Here is a 19,675-nt window from a genome sequence, read left to right as displayed (position 1 = left end):
CGAAAGCTTACACGGTTGAATATCACCGCGATCAACGCCTGATTCACGGCGCCAGCAGGTAGCCGCTGCGGTGACTGTGGTGGCCGGCGATATCGGCGACGATCATGCCGGCCGTGGCCATGCGGCGCTGGCTGCGAGCGTAGAACATGCCCGCCTGCGGCGCGCGGACCGGCTCGACGCGATCGCTGATCGGGTCGATGATCTCGGCGATGAGCTGCCCCGCCTCGACGGTCGTTCCCGGCTTGGCGTGGAACACCAACAGCCCCCCGATCGGGGCGTGCAGGAAGTCCATTGCCGCCAGTTCGGTGGCGGGATAGGCCAGCTCGGGCAGGGGTGGCGCCTCGCCGGCGACGAGTCCCAGGTGGCGGAGCCAGTCGATGATCGCCTGAGCGTCGTGAGCGGCGAGGTCGTGATCGACGTCTCGCTGTCCGCGCAGCTCCAGGGTTACCGACTGGCAGCCGTAATCGAGCGGGAAACGGTCGCCGAAGGTCTGCCGAAGCCGTTCCCAAACCAGCGTGAAGCACTCGTCGAACGACTGTCCGCCGGAGTCGGTCGCCAGCATGCTCGCCTTGGCGCCGAAGTAGCGTGCCAGTGGCTCGAACACCGGCCATGCCGCCGGGGTGGTATAGAGATGTTCCACCGCATCGAAATCGCAATGCAGGTCGAGCACGAAGTCGGCATGGCAGGCCAGCCGCTGCAGGGTCAGTCGCATCGACTCCAGCGTCGTCGTCGGCGTCATTGCATCGAGCGCGGCCTCGAACCGGTCGCGGATCAGGTCGCGATTGTGGGCGATGTCGTCGTCCAGCGCGGCGTCCAGACCATCGGCGATCTCGTCGGCAACGTTGGCGTAGCGGCGATTGAAGTTGGTCAGACTCTCGAAGTCATAGCGGCCCAGCGGCGTGTCCATCAGTTGCTGGTCCAGGCCGACCGGGTTGGCTACCGGGACGAGGGTGACGCGGCAGGCCAGCAGGCCCTGAGCTTCGAGTTCGGCCAGGCGCTGTTTCAGGGTCCAGGCCACCAACATGCCGGGCAGTTCGTCGGCGTGCAGGGCACCCTGAATGTACAGGTGGCGCTCGGCGTCTGCCGGGCCGTAGTGAAAGCTGTCGATCTGTCGCTCGGTGCCCGGCACCGGGCTGATCAATGGGTGTTTCCGATGTTCCACGACGCTTCCTCGGCTCGAGAATCGATAGGTCCGGTCGCTGGCGCGGCAACGACCGGGCGGGGCTGGGTTACTGGGCGCAGTCGGCTTCGCTGGGTCGGACCGAGAGGTCGTAGTCGAAGTACTCACCCATCAGCTTGTCGAAGGTACCGTCGGCGTACACTTCGCAGATCGCCTTGTCGAACTTGGCGGCCAGCGCCTTGTCGCGCTGGCGGAACGCCATGGCGGCACCCTTGCCGAAGATCGACGTCGGCGTCTTGATGCTGTCACCGAGCTGCTTGTAAGGGCTGTCTTCCTGGCGGAAATCGATGGCGTCGTTGGCGATCGGAAAATCCTCGAACGTCAGATCGAGTCGGCCGGACTTGAGATCGTTGACCACCTCCTGAGAGGAGCCGTAGCGGTGGATGTCGAGGACGTCACCGTACTCCTGAGTGACGTAGACGTCGCGAATGGTGCCGCGCTGCACGCCCACCGAGAGGCCCTTGAGCGAAGCCTTGTCGTCGATGTCGATATCGCGATCCCGGGCGGTGATCCACACGCTCGGCGTGTTGTAGTAGGGCAGCGAGAACATCACCTGGCGCTCGCGCTCCGGGGTGATCGCCATCGAGGAGAGAATCGCGTCGTACTTGCGTGCCAGCAGGCCGGGAATGATGCCGTCCCAGCTCTGTTCGACCCAGCTGCACTCGAGATTGGCGCGAGCGCACAGCTCGTTGCCGAGGTCGATCTCGAAGCCCTCGAGCTTGCCGTCGGCATCGCGCATGACGAACGGTTCGTAGGGCACGTCGATGCCCAGGCGAACGGTGTCCTTGTCGTCCTGCGCCATGGCCTGGCCGAGGAACTGGCCGGAGACGAGTGCGCCGGCGAGCAGGGCGCTGGTGATCCACTTGTTCATATTCGACTCTCTTGTGATTGGTGGTTGATGATCGGGAATCGGGCCGTCAGGCGCCCCGCGGTCGCAGGTGGGCCAGCAGGCGTTTTTCCAGCCGGCGGAAAACGAACATGATACTGAAGGTCAGGCACAGATAGATCAGGGCGACGAAGATGAAGGCCGGGAAGGGGGCATAGAAGCGTGCGTAGACGTAGTAGGCCGCCCCGGTCAGGTCCATGATCGTCACCACGCTTGCCACGGCGCTGGCGTGGAGCATGAAGATCACCTCGTTGCCGTAGGCCGGCAGCGCGCGGCGGAAGGCGCTGGGCAGGATGATACGACGCATCATCAGGCCCTTGGACATGCCGTAGGCACGTGCCGCCTCGATCTCGCCCTTGGCGGTGTTCTTGATCGCGCCACGGAAGATCTCGGTGGTGTAGGCCGCGGTGTTCAGCGTGAACGCCATCAGCGCCGGGTAGAAGGCGTCCTTGAACACCTCCCAGAAGATGGTGTCCTGAATGCCATTGAAGAACACCACGCCGTAGTAGACCAGATAGAGCTGGATCAGCAGCGGGGTGCCGCGGAAGACGTAGGTGTAGGCGTATATCGGCCATTTGATCCACCACCGCTTGGAGCCGCGGCCGATCGCCAGCGGTACCGCCAGCACGATGCCCAGCAGCAGACACAGGAACACCAGCTGCACCGTGGTGACCAGACCGTTCCAGTAGAAGCCCAGGGTATTGGCGGTGAAGATCGCGTTGCCCGCGAGCAGTTGGGTGAACCAGGCGTTCAGTTGGTCCATTCGCTGGCCTCCCCGAAACCGGTGCTGTAGCGCTTGCTGAGCTTGGCGAAGCCCCACTCCGAGAGCGAAGCGATGAGCAGGTAGATTCCCGCCACCGGCAGCATGAACAAGAACGGCTCATGGGTCGCCTTGGTCGCCTCGGCGGCGACCCGCACCATGTCGGTCAGGCCGATGATCGAGACCAGCGCAGTGGTCTTGAGCAGCACCATCCAGTTGTTGCCGATCCCCGGCAGGGCATGGCGCATCATCAGTGGAAACCGGACACGGCGGAAGGCGAGCAGCGGACTCATGCCGTAGGCTCGCGCGGCTTCCATCTGTCCCTCTTCCACTGACTGGAAGGCGCCGCGGAAGGTTTCGCCCATGTAGGCCCCAAAGATCAGGCCGATGGTGATGACACCCGCCACGAAGGCGTCGACGTTGATGAAGATGTCGATGTCGAAGGCGTAGTAGAGCTGGTCGGTGAGCATGTTGATCCCGATCTGCCCGCCGTAGAACAGCAGCATCATCAGCACCAGATCCGGCACGCCGCGCACCAGCGTGGTGTAGAGCGTGCCGATGCCGTGGATCAGACGGTTGCGCGACAGCTTGGCGCTGGCGGTCAACAACCCCAGGACGACTGCCAGTATCAGCGATAGCACCGCCAGTTCGACGGTAACCAGCGCCCCCTCAAGCAGCCGCGGGCCGTAGCCTTGCAGGTCGATCATGATGGTTTCCGCCTCAGTGCTTGGGCGCCAGGAACTGGCGCAGGCGCTCGGAGCGCGGGTTGTCGAGGACATCGGCCGGGGCGCCGACCTCTTCGACCACGCCCTGGTGCAGGTAGATCACCTGGCTGGAGACATCCCGGGCGAAGGCGATCTCGTGGGTCACCAGAATCATGGTGCGGCCCTCGTCGGCGAGATCGCGCATGACCTTGAGGACGTCACCGACCAGTTCCGGATCGAGCGCCGAGGTCGGTTCGTCGAACAGCATGACCTCCGGGTCCATCGCCAGTGCCCGGGCGATGGCGCCGCGCTGCTGCTGGCCGCCGGACATCTGGGTTGGAAAGTAGTCGGCGCGCTCCAGCAGGCCGACGCGGTCGAGCAGGGCGCGGGCCTCTTCGATCGCCTGTTTCTTGGGCTTCTTCAACACGTTGACCGGCGCCTCGATAACGTTCTCGAGCAGGGTCATGTGCGACCACAGGTTGAAGTTCTGAAACACCATCGAGAGCTTGGCGCGAATGCGCTCGACCTGCTTCCAGTCGGCGGGCTCGCGGCCGTGCTTGGTGGCGCGGAAACCGATGGTCTCGTTGTGAACGATCAGTTCGCCTTCGTCGGGCTGTTCCAGCAGGTTCATGCAGCGCAGGAACGTGCTTTTCCCGGAACCGGAAGCACCGATCAGCGTGATGACGTCGCCTTTCTGTGCCTGGAGAGAGATCCCCTTGAGTACCTCGTGATCGCCGAAGCGCTTCTTGATGCCCTTCGCTTCCAGGGGAATGGGGGTCGCGGCCATGATGTTGTCCACCGAGTGGGTTGGCTGGCGGGAAGCGGCACGGCGTCAGATGGCCCGTCTTGCTGTCGACCGTGCCATCGTCGATGGCGTTGGCGACGCCGACTCCCCGGCGAAAAATGCGGCGATTCTAGCAGTTTCGCCGTTAGGTTCCAGATAACGCCAGGTCGGAGCGTCGACGGGGGCGGGGCAGGGGTAGGTGATCGAAGTGTAAGTCTTTGTTCATTTTGGAAAACTCCTGAATGGTGTTGTCATTGTTTAGCGAATCGAAAATCGTCGTGGGCGAGTCGGCGATCGCGGTCGTCGATGCTGTCGCCGCCAGGTCTAGCCGGGAACATCGCAGGGTCGAACCAACAGCACCGCGCGCGCACCGAGCTCGACTTGGGCATTGGGAAAGACCACCGATAGCGGCGCCTCTTCCACCACGAAGGGGCCTGCCTTCTCGTCCTCGGCCAGCCTTTCTCCCACCGCGAACTCGCTGAAGTTGGCGACGTCCTCGGCGAACGTGAGTCGGAAGGCGTCGCTCGTACGCATTAGCTCGAAGGCGACCTGGAAGAACCGGAGGTCGGCCACGTCGCCACCGGCCGGCGGAACGCCCTGCGCCAGTGTGGCGAGCCAACTCCGCATGCCATCCAAGGCATCGAGGTCGTTGGCGCCGAATGGACGTACCTTGCCGAGTTCCAGCGTATAGGCCTCGGCAGCGTGGTAGTGGCGCGAGTAGTGGGAGAAGGTCCAGCTATGTCGATGCTGCAGCAGTACGGCCTGCATGCCGGCTGCCGCCAGCGCCCGCCACGCCGAACGAGGCTGGGTCCCTGCCTCTCCTTCCGTATAGGGCTCCACGGCGAAGCGCGGATAGCGACTGTCGCGTATGGCGGTGTGCAGGTCGAGATGCAGCGGGCAATGATGATGGCGCGCGAAGAAGCTGTCGACCGCATGCATCAACGCCCGCGCTCGCTCAGGCTCCTCTCCCTCCTGGTCGAGCCCACGCCGGAACAGGCGGTTGAGATTGGTGGTGACGAAACGGGTCTGCGCGCGAATCGAGGGAATGTTGCCAAGGATGACCAGCAGCGGCGCACCCAGCGCGACGCGCCCGGCCTCCAGCGCGGCGAGCAGTTCGCCGACCAGCTCGATGGGCGCGGTCTCGTTGCCGTGGATGCCCGCGGAAATCACCACGCTGCGCGCATCGGAAGCGGCCACATCCGGTACCAGTTCGAGAATCCCCTCGCCATGGAGCCGGTAACGACCGCCAGGTAGCCGGCCACTGGCGGGTCGACCGGCGACGCTGCCGTCGAGCGTTGCCGAGAGCCAGTCATCGAGCATGGATATCTCGGGGCATCGAGGCGCTGTGCGAACTCTCCCGGCAACCGGGAGAGGAGGAGGTCGGCGCGAACAGAGGTTGGATCGGGTTCATGCCGATTCTCGGCTGTTGTCAGGGAACGTCCAGCTTACCCCGATCGTGGGGCCCGGCAAGCGGCCTCGTCGATACGCTGAAAAAACGCGGCCTGATCTTGAAAGCCAGCGGCACCGGATTCAGCGACGACGCTGGCATTCATACGCCGCGGGTCCCGGTGTAGAGGGTATAGATGGAACGGCTCGCCGCCATCAGCAGCCGGTTGCGGTGTTCGCCGACGAAGCAGAGATTGGCGCACACTTCCGGCAGCAGGATCCGGCCGATACGGTCCCCGTTGGGAGAGAAGATCGAGACGCCGTCGTGGCCCTTGCCGCCGGATGTCGCTGCCCACAGGTTGTCGTCCTGATCCAGGGTGATGCCATCGTAGGTCTCGGCATCCTTGCTCGACACCAGGGTTTCGCGGTTGCTGAGCGACTGGCCGTCCTGGGAGAGCGCCCAGCGCGACACCGTTGCCGGGCGGTCGGGAAAATGGGAGGGAGCGGTATCACTGGCATAGAGTGTCCGGCCATCGCCGGACAGGGCGATACCGTTGGGTTTGCCCAGTTCGTCGCTCAGCAGCTTGGGGGTGTCCAGCGTGTCATCGACATAGTAGATCGCCGGCTTGATCTCCAGCGCGCGCTTCTCGCCCTCGTAGTCGACGTGGGCGCCGTAGCCGGGATCGGTAAAGATCACCCCATCGTTGGGCAGGATTACCAGGTCGTTGGGGGCGTTCAACCGCTTGCCCTGGTAGCGGCTCGCCAGCACGGTGGTGGTGCCATCCCATTCGTAGCGCACGACCCTTGCCGGTGAGTGCTCGCAGGCGACCAGGCGGCCGTGGTGGTCGAACGCATTGCCGTTGGAGTGACCCACGCCTTCGCGCAACACGCTGACCTGGCCGGTCATCTCGTCCCAACGCATCTGCCGGGCGCGGGGAATATCGCTGAAGACTGCGTAGCGGCCGACCGCGTTCCAGGCGGGACCCTCGAGCCATAGTCCGCCGGACCAGTGGCGCTCGAGCGGGGTGTTGAACAAGTAATAAGGCTTGAAGCGGTCGTCCAGCACCTGCCATGCCTCGTCGGGATAGCGAGTGGGCGGGGCTTGGGTGGTCTGGGCCAACAGGCCGGGCGAGAATGCGGCAGAGACGCCGATCAGGGCAGAGTTACGCAGAAGCTGTCGACGATCGAGGGGCATGGCGGGCTCCAGATGAAAATGGTTGTACCCACTATAGAACGTCTTTCGGCAATGACCGCCGGAGGCGCCGGGATGTCGACCAAAGCACGAGCGGCAGGCTCAAGCCCGTGGTTTTCCCGAACCGCCGGCTCGCGGGCAGGCATCCGGATCCTGGGTGACCTGAATCAGCTCGTCGACCGGAAACTCGAGCTGGCGGGCCTGCGAGATCAGCGCCGTATAGGTGGGCTCGTCCAGCGTCGGATCCCGTGAAAGTATCCACAGGTAGTCCCGGTCCGGGCCGGCGACGAGAGCATGTTGATAACTTTCGTCCAGCGCCAGCACGCTGTAGCCTGCGTAGAAAGGACCGAAGAAGCTGACCTTCAGATGGCCGACGCTGGGGTCCCCGGCGAAGCTGGCGTGCCCCTCGGCGCTTTCCCAACTGCCCTTGGCAGGGTCGTAGCCACGATTGACGACGCGGATGTCGCCGTCGGCGCGGCGAGTGTACTCCGCGGTGACGCACTCCAGGCCTTCCTCGAAGCCGTGGTCGAGCCGGGCGATTTCGTACCACTGGCCTAGATACTGGTCTAGCTGAAAGTCACCGACGGGTTGCGTACCTTCGGGGACGCCCGTGCAACCCGCGAGCAAAGTGAAAGGGGCGAGCCAAGTCAGTCGCGGATATCGCGGGAGTCTCGAGGGCAGCAACATGAGGATCCTTCCTTTTATGGCTGTTGCTGAGAGTTTTCCGACAGGAAAAAGTTGCACCTCCGCTGCCGGATCCCGGCGACTAGCGTGACGACCGCTCCGGTCGGAGCGGTCGACGGATGTTCGCCATTCAGCTGGCTTCCCGGCTCTCCATCTCATGGCGGTAGGTCTTGGCCAGATCGGCCTTCTTCGAGTCGTCCAGCGCCCGCCCCGCCAACTGGAACACTTCCTGTTCCTCTTCGTCGAGGTGGTGCGTAACCAGGTGCTGGAGTTTCTTGGCACTGGCCAGCCAGCCCGGCGAGTCGTATTCGGTGGCTTCCAGCGTTTCCAGCAACTCGTCGATCTCGTGATGTTCGGCAACGCTGTGCCGCGCCTTCTCCTGGGTCATGTCGTATTCCATCATCGGAATATAGAGCGCCCGCTCTTCGGCGGCGGCATGGTTCTCGAGTTCGGCGCGCAGCCGTTTGAACAGCTCGTCGCGGCCTTCACTGTCGCCATGGGTCTTGACCAGCAGGTCCAGCAGGCGGCGCTGCTTGTCGTGGCTCTCACGCAGGTCTTCGAAAAGCGTCATCGTCTTCATCCTTGTGTCGCGGTCCTTGCGGGTATCGGCAGCGGTTCGTGGCCGCCGCTCGCCACAAGGTTAGGCGATAAGGGTCGTTGCTGCTAAATCCGGTTCACGGTCCTGTCACGGGGAGGCTGCGGCTTAAGTCGGATGTCATTGCCGCGCCAACTGTGATTACCTGTGTCAATAATATTATTAATAATATTGACGATGAGGGTGCCATGACGACCAACTCAGCTAGCGACAAGCGGCATGACAATCCGGACGAGGTGCGCCAGACAGGGCTCAACCAGGGCCTGGTCAACTACGGCGATGCCGGTTTCTCGCTATTCCTGCGCAAGGCGTTCATCAAGGGAGCCGGCTACAGCGACGATGCGCTCAATCGTACCATCGTCGGCATCGTCAATACCGGCAGCGGCTACAACCCCTGCCATGGCAATGCCCCGCAACTGATCGAGGCGGTCAAGCGTGGGGTGATGCTGGAGGGCGGGTTGCCGATCGAATTTCCGACCATCTCGATAGCCGAGAGCTTTTCCACGCCGACCAGCATGTATCTGCGCAACCTGATGTCGATGGACACGGAAGAGATGATTCGTGCCCAGCCAATGGATTCGGTGGTCCTCATCGGCGGGTGCGACAAGACCGTCCCCGCCCAATTGATGGGGGCGGCTTCCGCCAACCTGCCGATGCTCGAGCTGGTCACCGGCGCCATGCTGACCAGCGGTCACCGCGGCGTCCGGGTGGGGGCCTGCACCGACTGTCGTCGCTACTGGGGCATGTATCGCGGCCAAGAGATCGACGACCAGGAGATCGAAGAGGTCAACGCCAAGCTGGTCGGCAGTGTCGGCACCTGCTCGGTCATGGGGACGGCCAGCACCATGGCGTGTATCAGCGAGGCGCTGGGGGTCGCTCTGCCCGGCAGTGCCTCGCCGCCGGCAGTGACTGCGGATCGCATGCGTGTCGCCGAGGCGACCGGCCGCCAGGCCGTGATCAACGCGCGGGCGGGCGTGACACCGGACAAGATACTGACCGAGAAGGCGTTCGAGAATGCGCTGCGCGTGTTGCTGGCGATCGGAGGTTCGACCAACGGCATCATCCACCTGACCGCGATCGCCGGGCGCATGGGTATCGATATCGATCTGGCCGCCTTCGACCGCATGAGCCGCGAGACGCCGGTGCTGGTCGATCTCAAGCCGTCGGGCCAGCACTACATGGAAGATCTGCATCGTGCCGGCGGACTGCCCACCGTGCTGCGCGAGCTGAAGCCGCTGCTGCATCTGGATGCCATGACCGTGACCGGTCGCACGCTGGGGGAGGAGATCGACGCCGCGCCGGCGTTCGAGCAGCGGGTGGTGCATCGCTTCGACGCGCCGCTCTACCCCGCCGGCGGGATCGCGTTCGTGCGTGGCAACCTGGCGCCCGGTGGCGCGATCATCAAGCAGTCGGCCGCCGATGCCCGACTGATGGAGCATGAGGGGCGTGCGGTGGTGTTCGAGGATGCCGAGGACATGGCCGCGCGAATCGACGATCCGACGCTGGACGTGACGGCGGAGGATGTTCTCGTGCTCAAGCGTATCGGCCCGGTGGGTGCGCCGGGAATGCCCGAAGCCGGGTATTTGCCGATTCCGCGCAAGCTGGCCCGGCAGGGCGTGCGCGACATGCTGCGAATCTCCGACGGTCGCATGAGCGGCACGGCGGCGGGCTCGATCGTGTTGCACGTGACGCCGGAAGCCGCCCTCGGCGGGCCGCTGGCGCTGGTCGAGAACGGCGACCGGATTCGCCTGAGCGTCAGTGAACGGCGCCTCGAGCTGCTGGTCGACGAGGCGGAACTGGCCCGGCGCCGGGAGGGCTGGCGGCCAGTCGCGCTGACCGCCGAGCGGGGCTATCGCAAGCTGTTTCTCGAGCAGATCACCCAAGCGGACCAAGGCTGTGATTTCGCCTTCCTGCGGCCGCCGACCATCCAGCGCCGGGTGCCGAAGTGATGGCGGGCCTCGAGGCCCGCCATCACTCTTGTCAGCCGCCTTCCCGAATCCGATAGAGATGCAGGTAACGCTCCTTGGAGGGCTGGAGATGCCGGTAGCAGAGTCGGTGTAGCTCGGCGCGATCCTGGCGCTCGAGCGCGTCGATCATGGCCAGATGCTCGTCCCGGGCCAGCAGGATGGCTTCACGGTCGGTGGTGCCGATGAAGCGGATGGCGTGGGCCTTCTGGGCGAACTCGTTGATCGTGTCGGCGAGGTAGTCGTTGCCGCAGGCCGCGAACAGGGTGCGGTGGAAGGCGATGTTGTGGTGAAACACCGCGCGCAGGTCGCCGCTCTCCACCGCGGCGCTGTGCCGAGCCTGTATGTCGGTCAGGGCCTCGATCAGCGAAGGCGGCGCCGGCATCGGGATACGATCCGCGGCGGCCTCCTCCAGGAGCTCGCGCATGACGTAGATTCCCTCCACCTCTTCGGGTGTATAGGACTTGACGAAGGCCCCGCGATTCTTGATCCGTTCCACCAGGCCGGCGTTCTCGAGCTGAAACAACGCCTGGCGCACCACGTGGCGCTTGCCGGCGAAGCGCTGCATCAGGTCTTCCTCGACCAGTCTCTCCTTCGGATGCGCGCGATTCAGCACGATATCCTCTTCGATGGCCGAAACGATATCGGCGACGCGCACCCCCTCGACCGGGGGTTCCGCGTGTTCATCGGCGAGACGATGGCCGGGGGCGGCGGAGGTCGGTTTGGCGGTGTCTCGCTTTGGCATGAATGTGTTCCCGTCACGATGAAGTTCGCGTCACTCGGTCGGCCATTGTCCGCAGCGGGCAGGGGGCGGAGCAAGCGCCCGTGCTGGGGTGACAGTCCCGCTCCACGGCTGGCTGCAGAATCGATTCTGCCATGCCGACTTCGAAGATGACCCTGCTTTTTCGGCCTTTGGCGTCATTTTGCAGGATGTTACTGCTTTAGTCGCTATTGGCGTCAATATTATTGACAATTTGATCGATAAATTAATACGTTCTTTCTGGCACGACAAGCCGGCAACACGAAGCGTAGGTACGACAACGACAAATTGACTCCGTCAGAGAGGAATCGACCATGCACGCCAAACCCCTCCGCCATTGGCTGACGATCGCCGCCGTGGCCATCAGTCTGTCTCCCCTGGCGCAAGCCGCCGATTACGTGGGAGGCGACGAGATCACCGTATTGCAGGGATTCAAGCCGGGAGGCGGCAGTGACGCCCTGGCTCAGCTGGTACAGCCACGGCTGAGCGAGATCCTCGGTGTCGATTTCGTCAACGAATACATGCCTGGTGCCACCGGGGCCGTCGCGTGGACGCGTCTGGCCAAGCAGTCGCCCAACGACGGCAGCACCATCAGCATCACCAACACGCCGATGCTGATGACCAACTACATCATGAACGATGCCATCACCTACAAGACCGATGAGATGACCCCGATCGCCAACGTGGTGACCGATCCGGGCATCGTCGTCGTCAGTGCGGACAGCCCCTACCAGACCATCGAGGATCTGTTCGCGGCCGCCGAGCAGAGCCCGGGCACCGTGACCATCGGCAATTCCGGCGTCGGTGGCGATGACTTCTTCACCACCATCCTGCTCGAGCAGGCCAAGGGGTTGTCGTTCAAGAAGGTGCCGTTCCAGGGTGATGGCCCCTCCGCGACGGCGGCCATGGGCGGCAAGATCGACGCCAGCTTCAACAACGTGGGCAACGTCTACGGTCAGGTCGAGTCCGGCAACCTGAGGGCGCTGGCGGTGTTCGCCGAGAAGCGTCTGACCAGTCTGCCCGACGTCCCCACCATGAAGGAGAAGGGCGTCGACGTGGTGGCGGGCTCCTCGCGCGGTTACAGCGCGCCGGCGGATATCCCGGCAGAGGCCCGGCAGCAGCTGATCGAAGCGTTCCAGACCCTGGCCAAGGACCCCGACTTCCAGGCCCAGGCGGAAAAGCGCGCCATGAATCTCGATGTCGTCACCGGTGACGACTACCGCGCCATGATCGACAAGATGGAGAGCGACTATCGGGAAATCTGGGACTCGGTCAAGGATCAGGTCGGCCGTTGAGCGACCGGCGAGTTGCCGAGGAGGAGGGCGCCATGAACGTCAGTCGTCTGCTGCTGGGAGTATTCGGCCTCGTCGTGGCTGGCGTCTTCTTCCTCGACGCCAGCCAATACCCCCGCGCCGCCGCCGAGATGCCGATGATCTACGCCGTGGCCGTGGCGCTCATGTCGCTGGCGATGGTGGCCAGTGAGCTGCGCCTGCGACGCCAGGGACCGGCCCTTCGCGAGCCCGCCACCGAGGCATCCGCCATGGCGCCGGACGACGCGCCGCCGCCGCCTCGGCGCTGGATGGCGGTCGCTGTCATCTTCCTGCTGGCGGTGGGATATGTCGCCATGATGACGACGCTGGGCTACGTGCTGGCCACGGCGCTGTTCTTGGCCCTGTCGCTGTCGATTCTGCGCACCGTGAAGTGGACCTTCGCGGTGATCGCCGGGGCGCTGTTGATCGCGATGGTCTGTCTGGTGTTCGTGCAGTTCCTGGGGCTGCCGATTCCGCTGCTGCCGAGCTTCCTTTAAACCCTGGCCGAAGCGGGTGGCCACGACGCTCGGTTCGGGCACAGGAGAGTAGACACGCATGGATTCCTCACTGGTGATGATCGGGCTGACCAACGTGATCAGCGTCAACAACATCGCCTGCATTCTGGGTGGCACCCTGCTGGGGCTATTCGTCGGGGCGATGCCTGGGCTATCGGCAACGATGGCGCTGGCCCTGCTGCTGCCGCTGACGTTCAGCTTCGATCCGGCGACCGGGCTGAGCATGCTGGCCTCGCTCTACGTCGGGGCCTCCTACGGTGGCTCCATCGCCGCGATCCTGCTGCGTACGCCGGGCACGCCATCGGCGGCGGCGACCGTGCTCGACGGCTTCCCGCTGTCGCAGCAGGGCAAGGCTGGACAGGCGCTGGGGATCTCGCTGTTCGCCTCCTTCTTCGGCGGGCTGATGAGCGGCATTGCGCTGCTGACCGCAGCCCCGCTGCTCGGCACCCTGGTGCTTGAGTTCGGCCCGGTGGAGCTGTTCGCCATCGCCGTGCTGGGCATTACCATCATCGGCTCGCTGGCTCAGGGGTCGGTGATCAGCGGTCTGCTCTCCGGTGGGCTGGGACTGCTGCTCAGTACGGTCGGGATGGACCTGACGACCGGCACGCCACGCATGACGTTTGGCCAGATCAATCTGTTTGCCGGAATCGACTTCACGGTGGCATTGATCGGCCTGTTCTCGGTGCCCCAGGCGTTGACGCTGATCGAGAATTCCCATCGGGGCGGCAAGGTCGCGAGCCGTATCACCGACCGGTTGATGCCGCGCTGGCGCACCATCAAGCAACTGATGCCCAACATCCTGCGCTCCAGCGGCATTGGCATCGTCGTGGGCCTGATTCCGGGGACCGGCGGCGATACCGCGAGCTGGTTTGCCTACAACGAGGCCAAGCGCTTCGCCAGGGACAAGAGCCGTTTCGGCAAGGGCGAGATCGCCGGGGTTGCCGCGCCGGAGGCGGCCAACAACGCGGTCGTCGGTGGTGCGCTGATTCCCACCATCGCCCTTGGCATTCCGGGAAGTTCCTCCACCGCGATCCTGCTCGGCGCGCTAATGGTGCAGGGCATTTTGCCGGGCCCCAATCTGCTCACCGACTACGGCGATGTCACCTACACCCTGATCTGGGCGGTGATCCTCGCCAATATCGCGCTGCTGGTGGTGGGGCTGGCGTTCACCAAGATGAGCGTGTCGGTGACCCGGATTCCCGATGGCTTCATCGCCTGCGCCATTCTGACGCTCTGCATCATCGGCGCCTTCGCCATCAACAACAGTCTGTTCGATGTCGGACTGATGCTGGGCTTCGGCCTGTTCGGCTACTGGATGAGCAAGGCGGGCGTCTCGCCGGCCCCGATGGTGATCGGTCTGATCCTGGGGCCGGTGATGGAGACCAGCTTCCAGCAGTCGATGCTGATCGGCAATGACAGTTTCGGTGTGTTCCTGGAGAGTCCGATCGCCACCGTCCTGCTGATCCTCGCGCTGCTCTCGATCCTGCAGGCGACACCTTTCTTCCGCTGGCTGCGCGTGCCGTTCAAGCGTCGCCTGAAACCCGATTGATGCCATCCCAAACATTCGGAGAGTGAGCGATGACCAGAATTACCGAGGTACAGGCGCGAACGGTCAATGTCGCGCTGGACAACCCGACCAGCTTCTCCAACCGGCAAGTCCTTAAGCGGGACTACGCCCTGGTCAAGGTGACCGGGGACGACGGTATCAGTGGCATCGGCTTCTGCTATGGCGGCAACAATGCCGGCCACCTGGTGACGCAGGCGGTGCGCGACCTGCTCAAGCCGGTAGTAATGGGGCAGGACGCTCATCGCGTCGAGGGGCTATGGCAGGAGATGTATGAGAGCCTGTTGCATGGCCGCGCCGGCTCGGTGATGCGGGCGTTGAGCATCCTCGACGTGGCGTTGTGGGACCGTAACGCCCGCGCCGCCGGCCTGCCCCTCTACCAGTTTCTCGGCGCCAGTGACGAACAGAGTGTGGCGGCCTACGCCAGCGGCGGTTATTACCTGGACGGCAAGACGCCGGCCAAGCTGGCGGAGGAGATGACCGGCTACGTCGAGATGGGCTTCCGGGCGGTCAAGATGAAGGTGGGGCGCGAGGATCTGGCTGGCGAGGAGGCGCGCCTGGCCGCCGTTCGAGAAGCCATCGGCCCCGACGTGCTGTTGATGATGGATGCCAACAACGCCTGGCAGGATCTCCCTTCGGCCCTGGCATTTGCGCGAATGGCTGAGCCCTACTCCCCCTATTGGATCGAGGAGCCGTTCAGCCCGGACGACATCGACAACCACCGCCGCCTGGCCGAGCGCACGCCTATTCCGGTGGCGACGGGCGAAATCGAGGCCGGTCGCTGGCGCTTCAAGGAGCTACTGGACAAGGAAGCGGCGATGATCCTGCAGACCGACGCGGCGGTCTGTGGCGGAATCACCGAATTCCGGCGGATCGCGGCCACTGCGGCCAGTTACGGCGTGGAGATCTGCCCCCACTGGTTCCATGACCTTCACGTCCATCTGGTCGGCTCGACGCCGAATGCGCCTTTCGTCGAATTCTTTGCCGACGACCAAGTGCTTAACTTCCGTAGATTGATCGATACCCAGTTGACCTTCGGTGACGGGCGCCTGCATCTGCCACGAGCGCCGGGGCTGGGATTCGATTTCGACGAAGCCGCCTTGTCGCGCTACGCCGTCGAGCCCTGGTCCTGAGTCGACCCGGCCTATCGTCACCATCACTCTCTAATCACCCTGTCTGCCAGAGGTCTGCGCTCATGCCGAATGCGCCCTGCGGTACCGTACTTTCGCCAGTCATCACGCCATTTCGCGATGACCTCTCGCCGGATGCGGCGCGCTTCGTCGAGCACTGTCGCTGGCTGTTGAGCAACGATGTCGGCCTGGCGATCTTCGGCACCAACTCCGAGGCCAACTCGCTGTCGGTGCAGGAGCGACTCGAGCTGCTCGATCACCTGGTCGCGGCAGGGATCGACACGACCCGGCTGATGCCGGGCACCGGCTGCTGCTCGATACCCGATAGCGTGGTCCTGACGCGACATGCGGTGAGCCAGGGGGTGGGGGGCGTGCTGATGTTGCCGCCGTTCTACTACAAGGGCGTCTCGGAAGAGGGGCTGTTCCGGTTCTATTGCGAGGTGATCGAGCGCGTTGGCGACGAGCGGCTTCGTCTCTACCTCTACCATATTCCGCCGGTGGCGCAGGTTCCGATTGGCCTGGGGCTGATCGAGCGACTGCTGAAGCGCTACCCCGAGGCCGTGGCAGGGATCAAGGATAGTTCGGGTGACTGGGCCAACACCCAGGCCGTCATCGATGCCTTCGGAACCCAAGGATTTAGAGTCTACGCGGGCAGCGAGCGCTTCCTACTGCCCACGCTGCGGGCCGGCGGCGTCGGTTGCATTAGTGCCACCGCCAACGTCAATCCTCGCGCGATCTCAGCGCTGGGCGGCAGTTGGCAGGGCGACGATGCCGATGCGCGCCAGCAGGCGCTGAACGAGATTCGCGATATCTTCGAAAGCGTGCCGATGATCCCGGCCCTCAAGGCCGCCACCGCCCATTTCAGCGACGATTCCGGCTGGGACCGGCTGCGACCGCCGCTGGTCTCGCTCGACGAGAGCCAGCGCGACAAACTGCTGACGGCCCTGAAGCGGGTCGATTTTGTGATGCCGGGGCTGGTCGGGTGACGATCGCTATCGGCGTCGACATCGCCGGCGTCGCCGCCGTAATCTCGAACTCTCTGCTCAACGCGTAAGGATCCTTCGTGACGCGCCAACAACGCCGCCTGTCCCGTATTCGCAACTTCCTGGACCTCGAACGTGCCGGCAAACGCCATCTTCCCCGGCCGATCCACGGATACGTCGCCAACGCCGCTGAGGAGGGCAAGAGCCTGGCCGCCAACCGCGCGGCCTTTGACGATTACTGTTTCCTGCCGCGAGCGCTGATCGATGTCTCATGCGTCTCCCTGGAGACAGAACTGCTGGGGCGACACTACGCGGCGCCGTTCGGTATCGCCCCCATGGGGATCAGTGCGCTATCCGCTTACCGGGGGGATCTAGCGCTCGCTCGGGCGGCGGCAAGGGCCAATGTGCCGATGGTCATGAGCGGTTCGTCACTGATTCCCATGGAAGAGGTGGCTGCGGTCGAGGGGTGCGACTGGTTCCAAGCCTATCTGCCGGGAGACGAGCCTGGCATCGAGGCGCTGATCGCTCGGGTCGAGCGCGCCGGCTTTCGCAATCTGGTCATCACCGTGGACTACCCCGTTCCGCCCAATCCCGACAACAACCGGCGCAGCGGCTTCTCGTCCCCGATTCGCCCGACTCTTCGACTGGCACTGGATGGCTTGGTCAAGCCACGCTGGCTCTACGAGACGTTCTACAAAACGCTCCGTCACCACGGCATTCCGCACTTCGAGAACAATCACGCGACCCGGGGCATCCCGGTCATCTCGCGTCACGTCAATCGCGACTTCTCGGGGCGCTCGCACCTCGACTGGAACTATCTTGCCCTGGTGCGGGAGCGATGGCCGGGAAACCTCGTGGTCAAGGGCATCCTGCACCCCGAGGATGCCCAGCGTGCCAAGACGCAGGGCGTGGATGCCATCATCGTTTCCAACCATGGCGGCAGACAACTGGACGGCACCATCGCTCCCTTGCGCGCGCTCCCCGAGGTCATCGAGGCCGTGGGCGACCTTCCTGTGATGATCGATAGCGGTTTCCGACGCGGTACCGATGTGTTGAAGGCACTGGCGCTGGGGGCCCGCTTCGTCTTCTTCGGTCGTCCTTTCAATTATGCCGCCGCCTACGCCGGAGAAGCGGGCACCAGCCATGCGATCCATCTGATGCAGGAGGAGATCGCGCGGAACATGGCGCTGCTTGGCATTACGGACATTCGCCAGATGAATATGAGCCGGCTACGCAGGGTTCCCTGAGATTCCCGCCATCAGTCATCACCTCCCGACAGCGCTTCACAACGCTCCACGATCGGCCTGGTCGCTGGGCGAGTCACGGCAATATGAGTATGCTGTGATGGAAGCTCTGCGGATTGGCGGGCGAAGTCAAGGCTGCCTTTCTGGCCACGCCAGGCAGTGTCCAGGGCAGCGCATAATAATGCGGTAGTAGGGGACAGCAACGATGCTGAAAGAGAAAGCCGGTAGCCTAATCCATAAGATGGCCGCCGTTCCCAGAGTTATTCCGAGACTATCAGGCACTCCAACCTGCGATGCTGGGCGATGAAAAAGACCGGGTCGTAGATGTCTCTGAAATGCAATCGATTTCGGGTCGGGGTGTGTCTTTGACAAACATCATGGCGGAAGCAGACATGTCGGGGAGTCGTGACGCATGCGGCGGACACTGACCGGCTGTGTGCTGCTGCTCTCTCTGTTATCCGTGAATAGTTTCGGAGACGAGCCAGCAACCGTCGTTATCGCCAACAGGACGGTAATGCAGGCCTCTCTGCCGCTAGAGACATTGAGAGCCATTTTCGCGATGCGACAGAGAACTTTCCCCGATGGGCAGGCCGTGCACGTCTTCGTCCTGCCGGACGACAACCCGATTCACGAGGATTTTTCCAAGAAAATCTTGGGTGTCTATCCGCATCAACTTCGACTCGCCTGGGACCGTGCCGTATTTTCCGGTACCGGGCAGGCCCCCAACGAGGTCGCCAGCGAAGCTGAAATGATCGAGGAGGTCGCCTCCACGCCCGGCAGTGTCGGATACATCAAACAATCAAGCCTGACGGACCAGGTTCGGGTGCTCGACATTGAATAAACTGAAACCGCTCTCAATCGCAACTCAAGCAGCGATATCCCTGATGCTCGCGGCCAACGCCCACGCCGTGGAAATGTCGGACACCTTCCAGGTTCATGGCTTCATGAGTCAAGCACTCATCGTGACCGACCATAATGATTTCTTCGGACCCAGTAGCGAGGGTGGTGGAAGCTGGGAGTACACCGAACTAGGCTTGAACGCCTCTTTTCGACCGCTAAACAACGTGTTGGTGGCGGGTCAAATGCTGGCTAGGCAAGCCGGAGATGATGGCGAACTGAATGACCCCGAGCTTGATTATGGCGTGGTGGACTATCAGTTTCTGACTGATAACCAAAATACAGTTGGCGTGCAGTTTGGACGATTCAAGAACCCGTTCGGACTATACAATCAGGCCCGAGACGTGGCGATCACCCGCCCCAGTATACTGCTGCCACAGTCTATATACTTTGATCGCACTAGAAAGCCGGCGTTAAGTTCTGACGGCGTCATGGGCTACGTTGAGCGGCGCATGGACAACAGCGTAGTCAGGCTCCAGGTCGGCGTCGGAAACCCCAGGTTCGATAGCCAAGTGGCAGGATCGTTATTAGGCAGTAACGGCTTGGGGGACTTTTCTGGAGAAACTTCCTACATTGGCCAAGCAAGATATGAGTACGGTGGCGGTGCCATCGTTCTGGCGCTGACAAACGCTAGGGTCAAAGCCAAGTTCGACTCCGCGGAAGAAGCGCCGGGAAATGGTGACTTCCTCTTCGTGCCGTGGATTTTTTCTTTTCAATATAATCAAGAAAACTGGTCCTTTACGACCGAATATGCGCTGAGAAATCTGAAAACAGAAAAATTCTCAGATCCTTATAACTACAATATTACCGGTGAAAGCTGGTATGTCCAATATTCAAGAAGGCTGAATGTCGACTGGGACTGGATCGTGAGGTATGACTCGTACGTCGTGGACCGTGATGATAGAAGGGGGGCTAGTTTCGCGGAACAGTCCCGTCGGCCTGCGTTTTCTCGATATGCAAAGGATTGGACAACCGGTCTTCAGTGGCAAGTTTATCCCAGGTTTCTTCTGTCGTCAGAGCTACATCATATTGAAGGCACGGGATGGGTGCCTGTGGTTGGTGAGGGGGCGTCTGAAAAGCAGGATAAATATTGGAATATGTTGCTATTCCAGGCTTCCTATTTTTTCTAATGACGCC

At 63.0% G+C, this 19,675-nt stretch carries 19 protein-coding genes; 9 read left to right on the top strand and 10 right to left on the bottom strand.

Annotation, left to right across the window (positions count from 1 at the left end; genetic code table 11):
* Window positions 1-43: 43 nt before the first annotated feature.
* The 9 genes from DOM54_RS03025 to DOM54_RS02985 all read right to left on the bottom strand — a co-directional run bounded on the left by DOM54_RS03025 (window position 44) and on the right by DOM54_RS02985 (window position 8,147).
* Entirely contained in the window at window positions 44-1,162 is a 1,119-nt protein-coding gene (locus tag DOM54_RS03025; protein WP_110714910.1) for a succinylglutamate desuccinylase/aspartoacylase family protein, read from the bottom strand.
* A gap of 67 nt (window positions 1,163-1,229) precedes the next feature.
* Window positions 1,230-2,051 carry a transporter substrate-binding domain-containing protein gene (locus DOM54_RS03020; protein ID WP_110714909.1) on the bottom strand — a complete coding sequence of 274 codons (822 nt, stop codon included), beginning with the start codon at window positions 2,049-2,051 and terminating at the stop codon, window positions 1,230-1,232.
* 46 nt (window positions 2,052-2,097) lie between these two features.
* Window positions 2,098-2,829, bottom strand: coding sequence for an ABC transporter permease (locus DOM54_RS03015; RefSeq protein ID WP_110714908.1), 732 nt, complete (start codon window positions 2,827-2,829; stop codon window positions 2,098-2,100).
* Window positions 2,817-3,533: an ABC transporter permease gene (locus tag DOM54_RS03010; RefSeq protein WP_110714907.1), complete on the bottom strand. Its 717-nt coding sequence runs from the start codon at window positions 3,531-3,533 to the stop codon at window positions 2,817-2,819. Before DOM54_RS03010 ends, DOM54_RS03015 begins: the two co-directional genes overlap by 13 nt.
* Before the next feature lie 13 nt (window positions 3,534-3,546).
* A complete protein-coding gene (locus tag DOM54_RS03005; RefSeq protein WP_110714906.1) occupies window positions 3,547-4,317 on the bottom strand; it encodes an ABC transporter ATP-binding protein in 771 nt (256 codons plus the stop codon).
* Between the two features lie 321 nt (window positions 4,318-4,638).
* A complete protein-coding gene (locus DOM54_RS03000; RefSeq protein WP_110714905.1) occupies window positions 4,639-5,634 on the bottom strand; it encodes a succinylglutamate desuccinylase in 996 nt (331 codons plus the stop codon).
* 229 nt (window positions 5,635-5,863) lie between these two features.
* Window positions 5,864-6,895 (bottom strand): SMP-30/gluconolactonase/LRE family protein, encoded by a 1,032-nt coding sequence (locus DOM54_RS02995; RefSeq protein WP_110714904.1) that lies wholly within the window; start codon window positions 6,893-6,895, stop codon window positions 5,864-5,866.
* A gap of 99 nt (window positions 6,896-6,994) precedes the next feature.
* Window positions 6,995-7,579, bottom strand: a complete 585-nt coding sequence (locus DOM54_RS02990) for a lipocalin family protein (RefSeq protein ID WP_110714903.1) — start codon at window positions 7,577-7,579, stop codon at window positions 6,995-6,997.
* A gap of 127 nt (window positions 7,580-7,706) precedes the next feature.
* The gene (locus DOM54_RS02985; protein WP_110597951.1) at window positions 7,707-8,147 is read right to left on the bottom strand and encodes a hemerythrin domain-containing protein; all 441 of its coding nucleotides are present in this window, start codon (window positions 8,145-8,147) and stop codon (window positions 7,707-7,709) included.
* Window positions 8,148-8,359: 212 nt separating this feature from the next.
* On the opposite strand from DOM54_RS02985, the gene DOM54_RS02980 reads away from it, so the two are divergent.
* Window positions 8,360-10,120, top strand: coding sequence for an IlvD/Edd family dehydratase (locus DOM54_RS02980; protein WP_110714902.1), 1,761 nt, complete (start codon window positions 8,360-8,362; stop codon window positions 10,118-10,120).
* Window positions 10,121-10,151: 31 nt separating this feature from the next.
* Here DOM54_RS02980 and DOM54_RS02975 read toward each other — a convergent pair whose 3' ends face one another.
* Complete coding sequence (locus DOM54_RS02975) at window positions 10,152-10,880, bottom strand: GntR family transcriptional regulator (RefSeq protein WP_110714901.1); 729 nt, start codon at window positions 10,878-10,880, stop codon at window positions 10,152-10,154.
* A 329-nt stretch (window positions 10,881-11,209) separates the two neighbouring features.
* Between DOM54_RS02975 and DOM54_RS02970 the strand changes: the two genes are divergently transcribed.
* The 8 genes from DOM54_RS02970 to DOM54_RS02935 all read left to right on the top strand — a co-directional run bounded on the left by DOM54_RS02970 (window position 11,210) and on the right by DOM54_RS02935 (window position 19,668).
* On the top strand, window positions 11,210-12,190 hold the full coding sequence (locus DOM54_RS02970) for a tripartite tricarboxylate transporter substrate binding protein (RefSeq protein ID WP_110714900.1): 981 nt from the start codon (window positions 11,210-11,212) through the stop codon (window positions 12,188-12,190).
* A 32-nt stretch (window positions 12,191-12,222) separates the two neighbouring features.
* A complete protein-coding gene (locus DOM54_RS02965; protein ID WP_110714899.1) occupies window positions 12,223-12,702 on the top strand; it encodes a tripartite tricarboxylate transporter TctB family protein in 480 nt (159 codons plus the stop codon).
* Window positions 12,703-12,760: 58 nt separating this feature from the next.
* On the top strand, window positions 12,761-14,269 hold the full coding sequence (locus tag DOM54_RS02960; protein WP_110714898.1) for a tripartite tricarboxylate transporter permease: 1,509 nt from the start codon (window positions 12,761-12,763) through the stop codon (window positions 14,267-14,269).
* A gap of 29 nt (window positions 14,270-14,298) precedes the next feature.
* Window positions 14,299-15,417, top strand: a complete 1,119-nt coding sequence (locus DOM54_RS02955; RefSeq protein WP_110714897.1) for a mandelate racemase/muconate lactonizing enzyme family protein — start codon at window positions 14,299-14,301, stop codon at window positions 15,415-15,417.
* 62 nt (window positions 15,418-15,479) lie between these two features.
* The gene (locus DOM54_RS02950; protein WP_110714896.1) at window positions 15,480-16,400 is read left to right on the top strand and encodes a dihydrodipicolinate synthase family protein; all 921 of its coding nucleotides are present in this window, start codon (window positions 15,480-15,482) and stop codon (window positions 16,398-16,400) included.
* A 77-nt stretch (window positions 16,401-16,477) separates the two neighbouring features.
* Window positions 16,478-17,644, top strand: a complete 1,167-nt coding sequence (locus DOM54_RS02945) for an alpha-hydroxy acid oxidase (protein WP_110714895.1) — start codon at window positions 16,478-16,480, stop codon at window positions 17,642-17,644.
* Window positions 17,645-18,053: 409 nt separating this feature from the next.
* Window positions 18,054-18,482 carry a hypothetical protein gene (locus DOM54_RS02940; protein ID WP_206018987.1) on the top strand — a complete coding sequence of 143 codons (429 nt, stop codon included), beginning with the start codon at window positions 18,054-18,056 and terminating at the stop codon, window positions 18,480-18,482.
* On the top strand, window positions 18,475-19,668 hold the full coding sequence (locus DOM54_RS02935; protein ID WP_240613738.1) for a hypothetical protein: 1,194 nt from the start codon (window positions 18,475-18,477) through the stop codon (window positions 19,666-19,668). Before DOM54_RS02940 ends, DOM54_RS02935 begins: the two co-directional genes overlap by 8 nt.
* Window positions 19,669-19,675 lie beyond the last annotated feature (7 nt).

Origin of the sequence: Salinicola acroporae (assembly GCF_003206615.1) — a bacterium.
Classification (GTDB): Bacteria; Pseudomonadota; Gammaproteobacteria; order Pseudomonadales; family Halomonadaceae; genus Salinicola; species Salinicola acroporae.
This window is presented reverse-complemented; position numbering and strand designations above follow the sequence as displayed.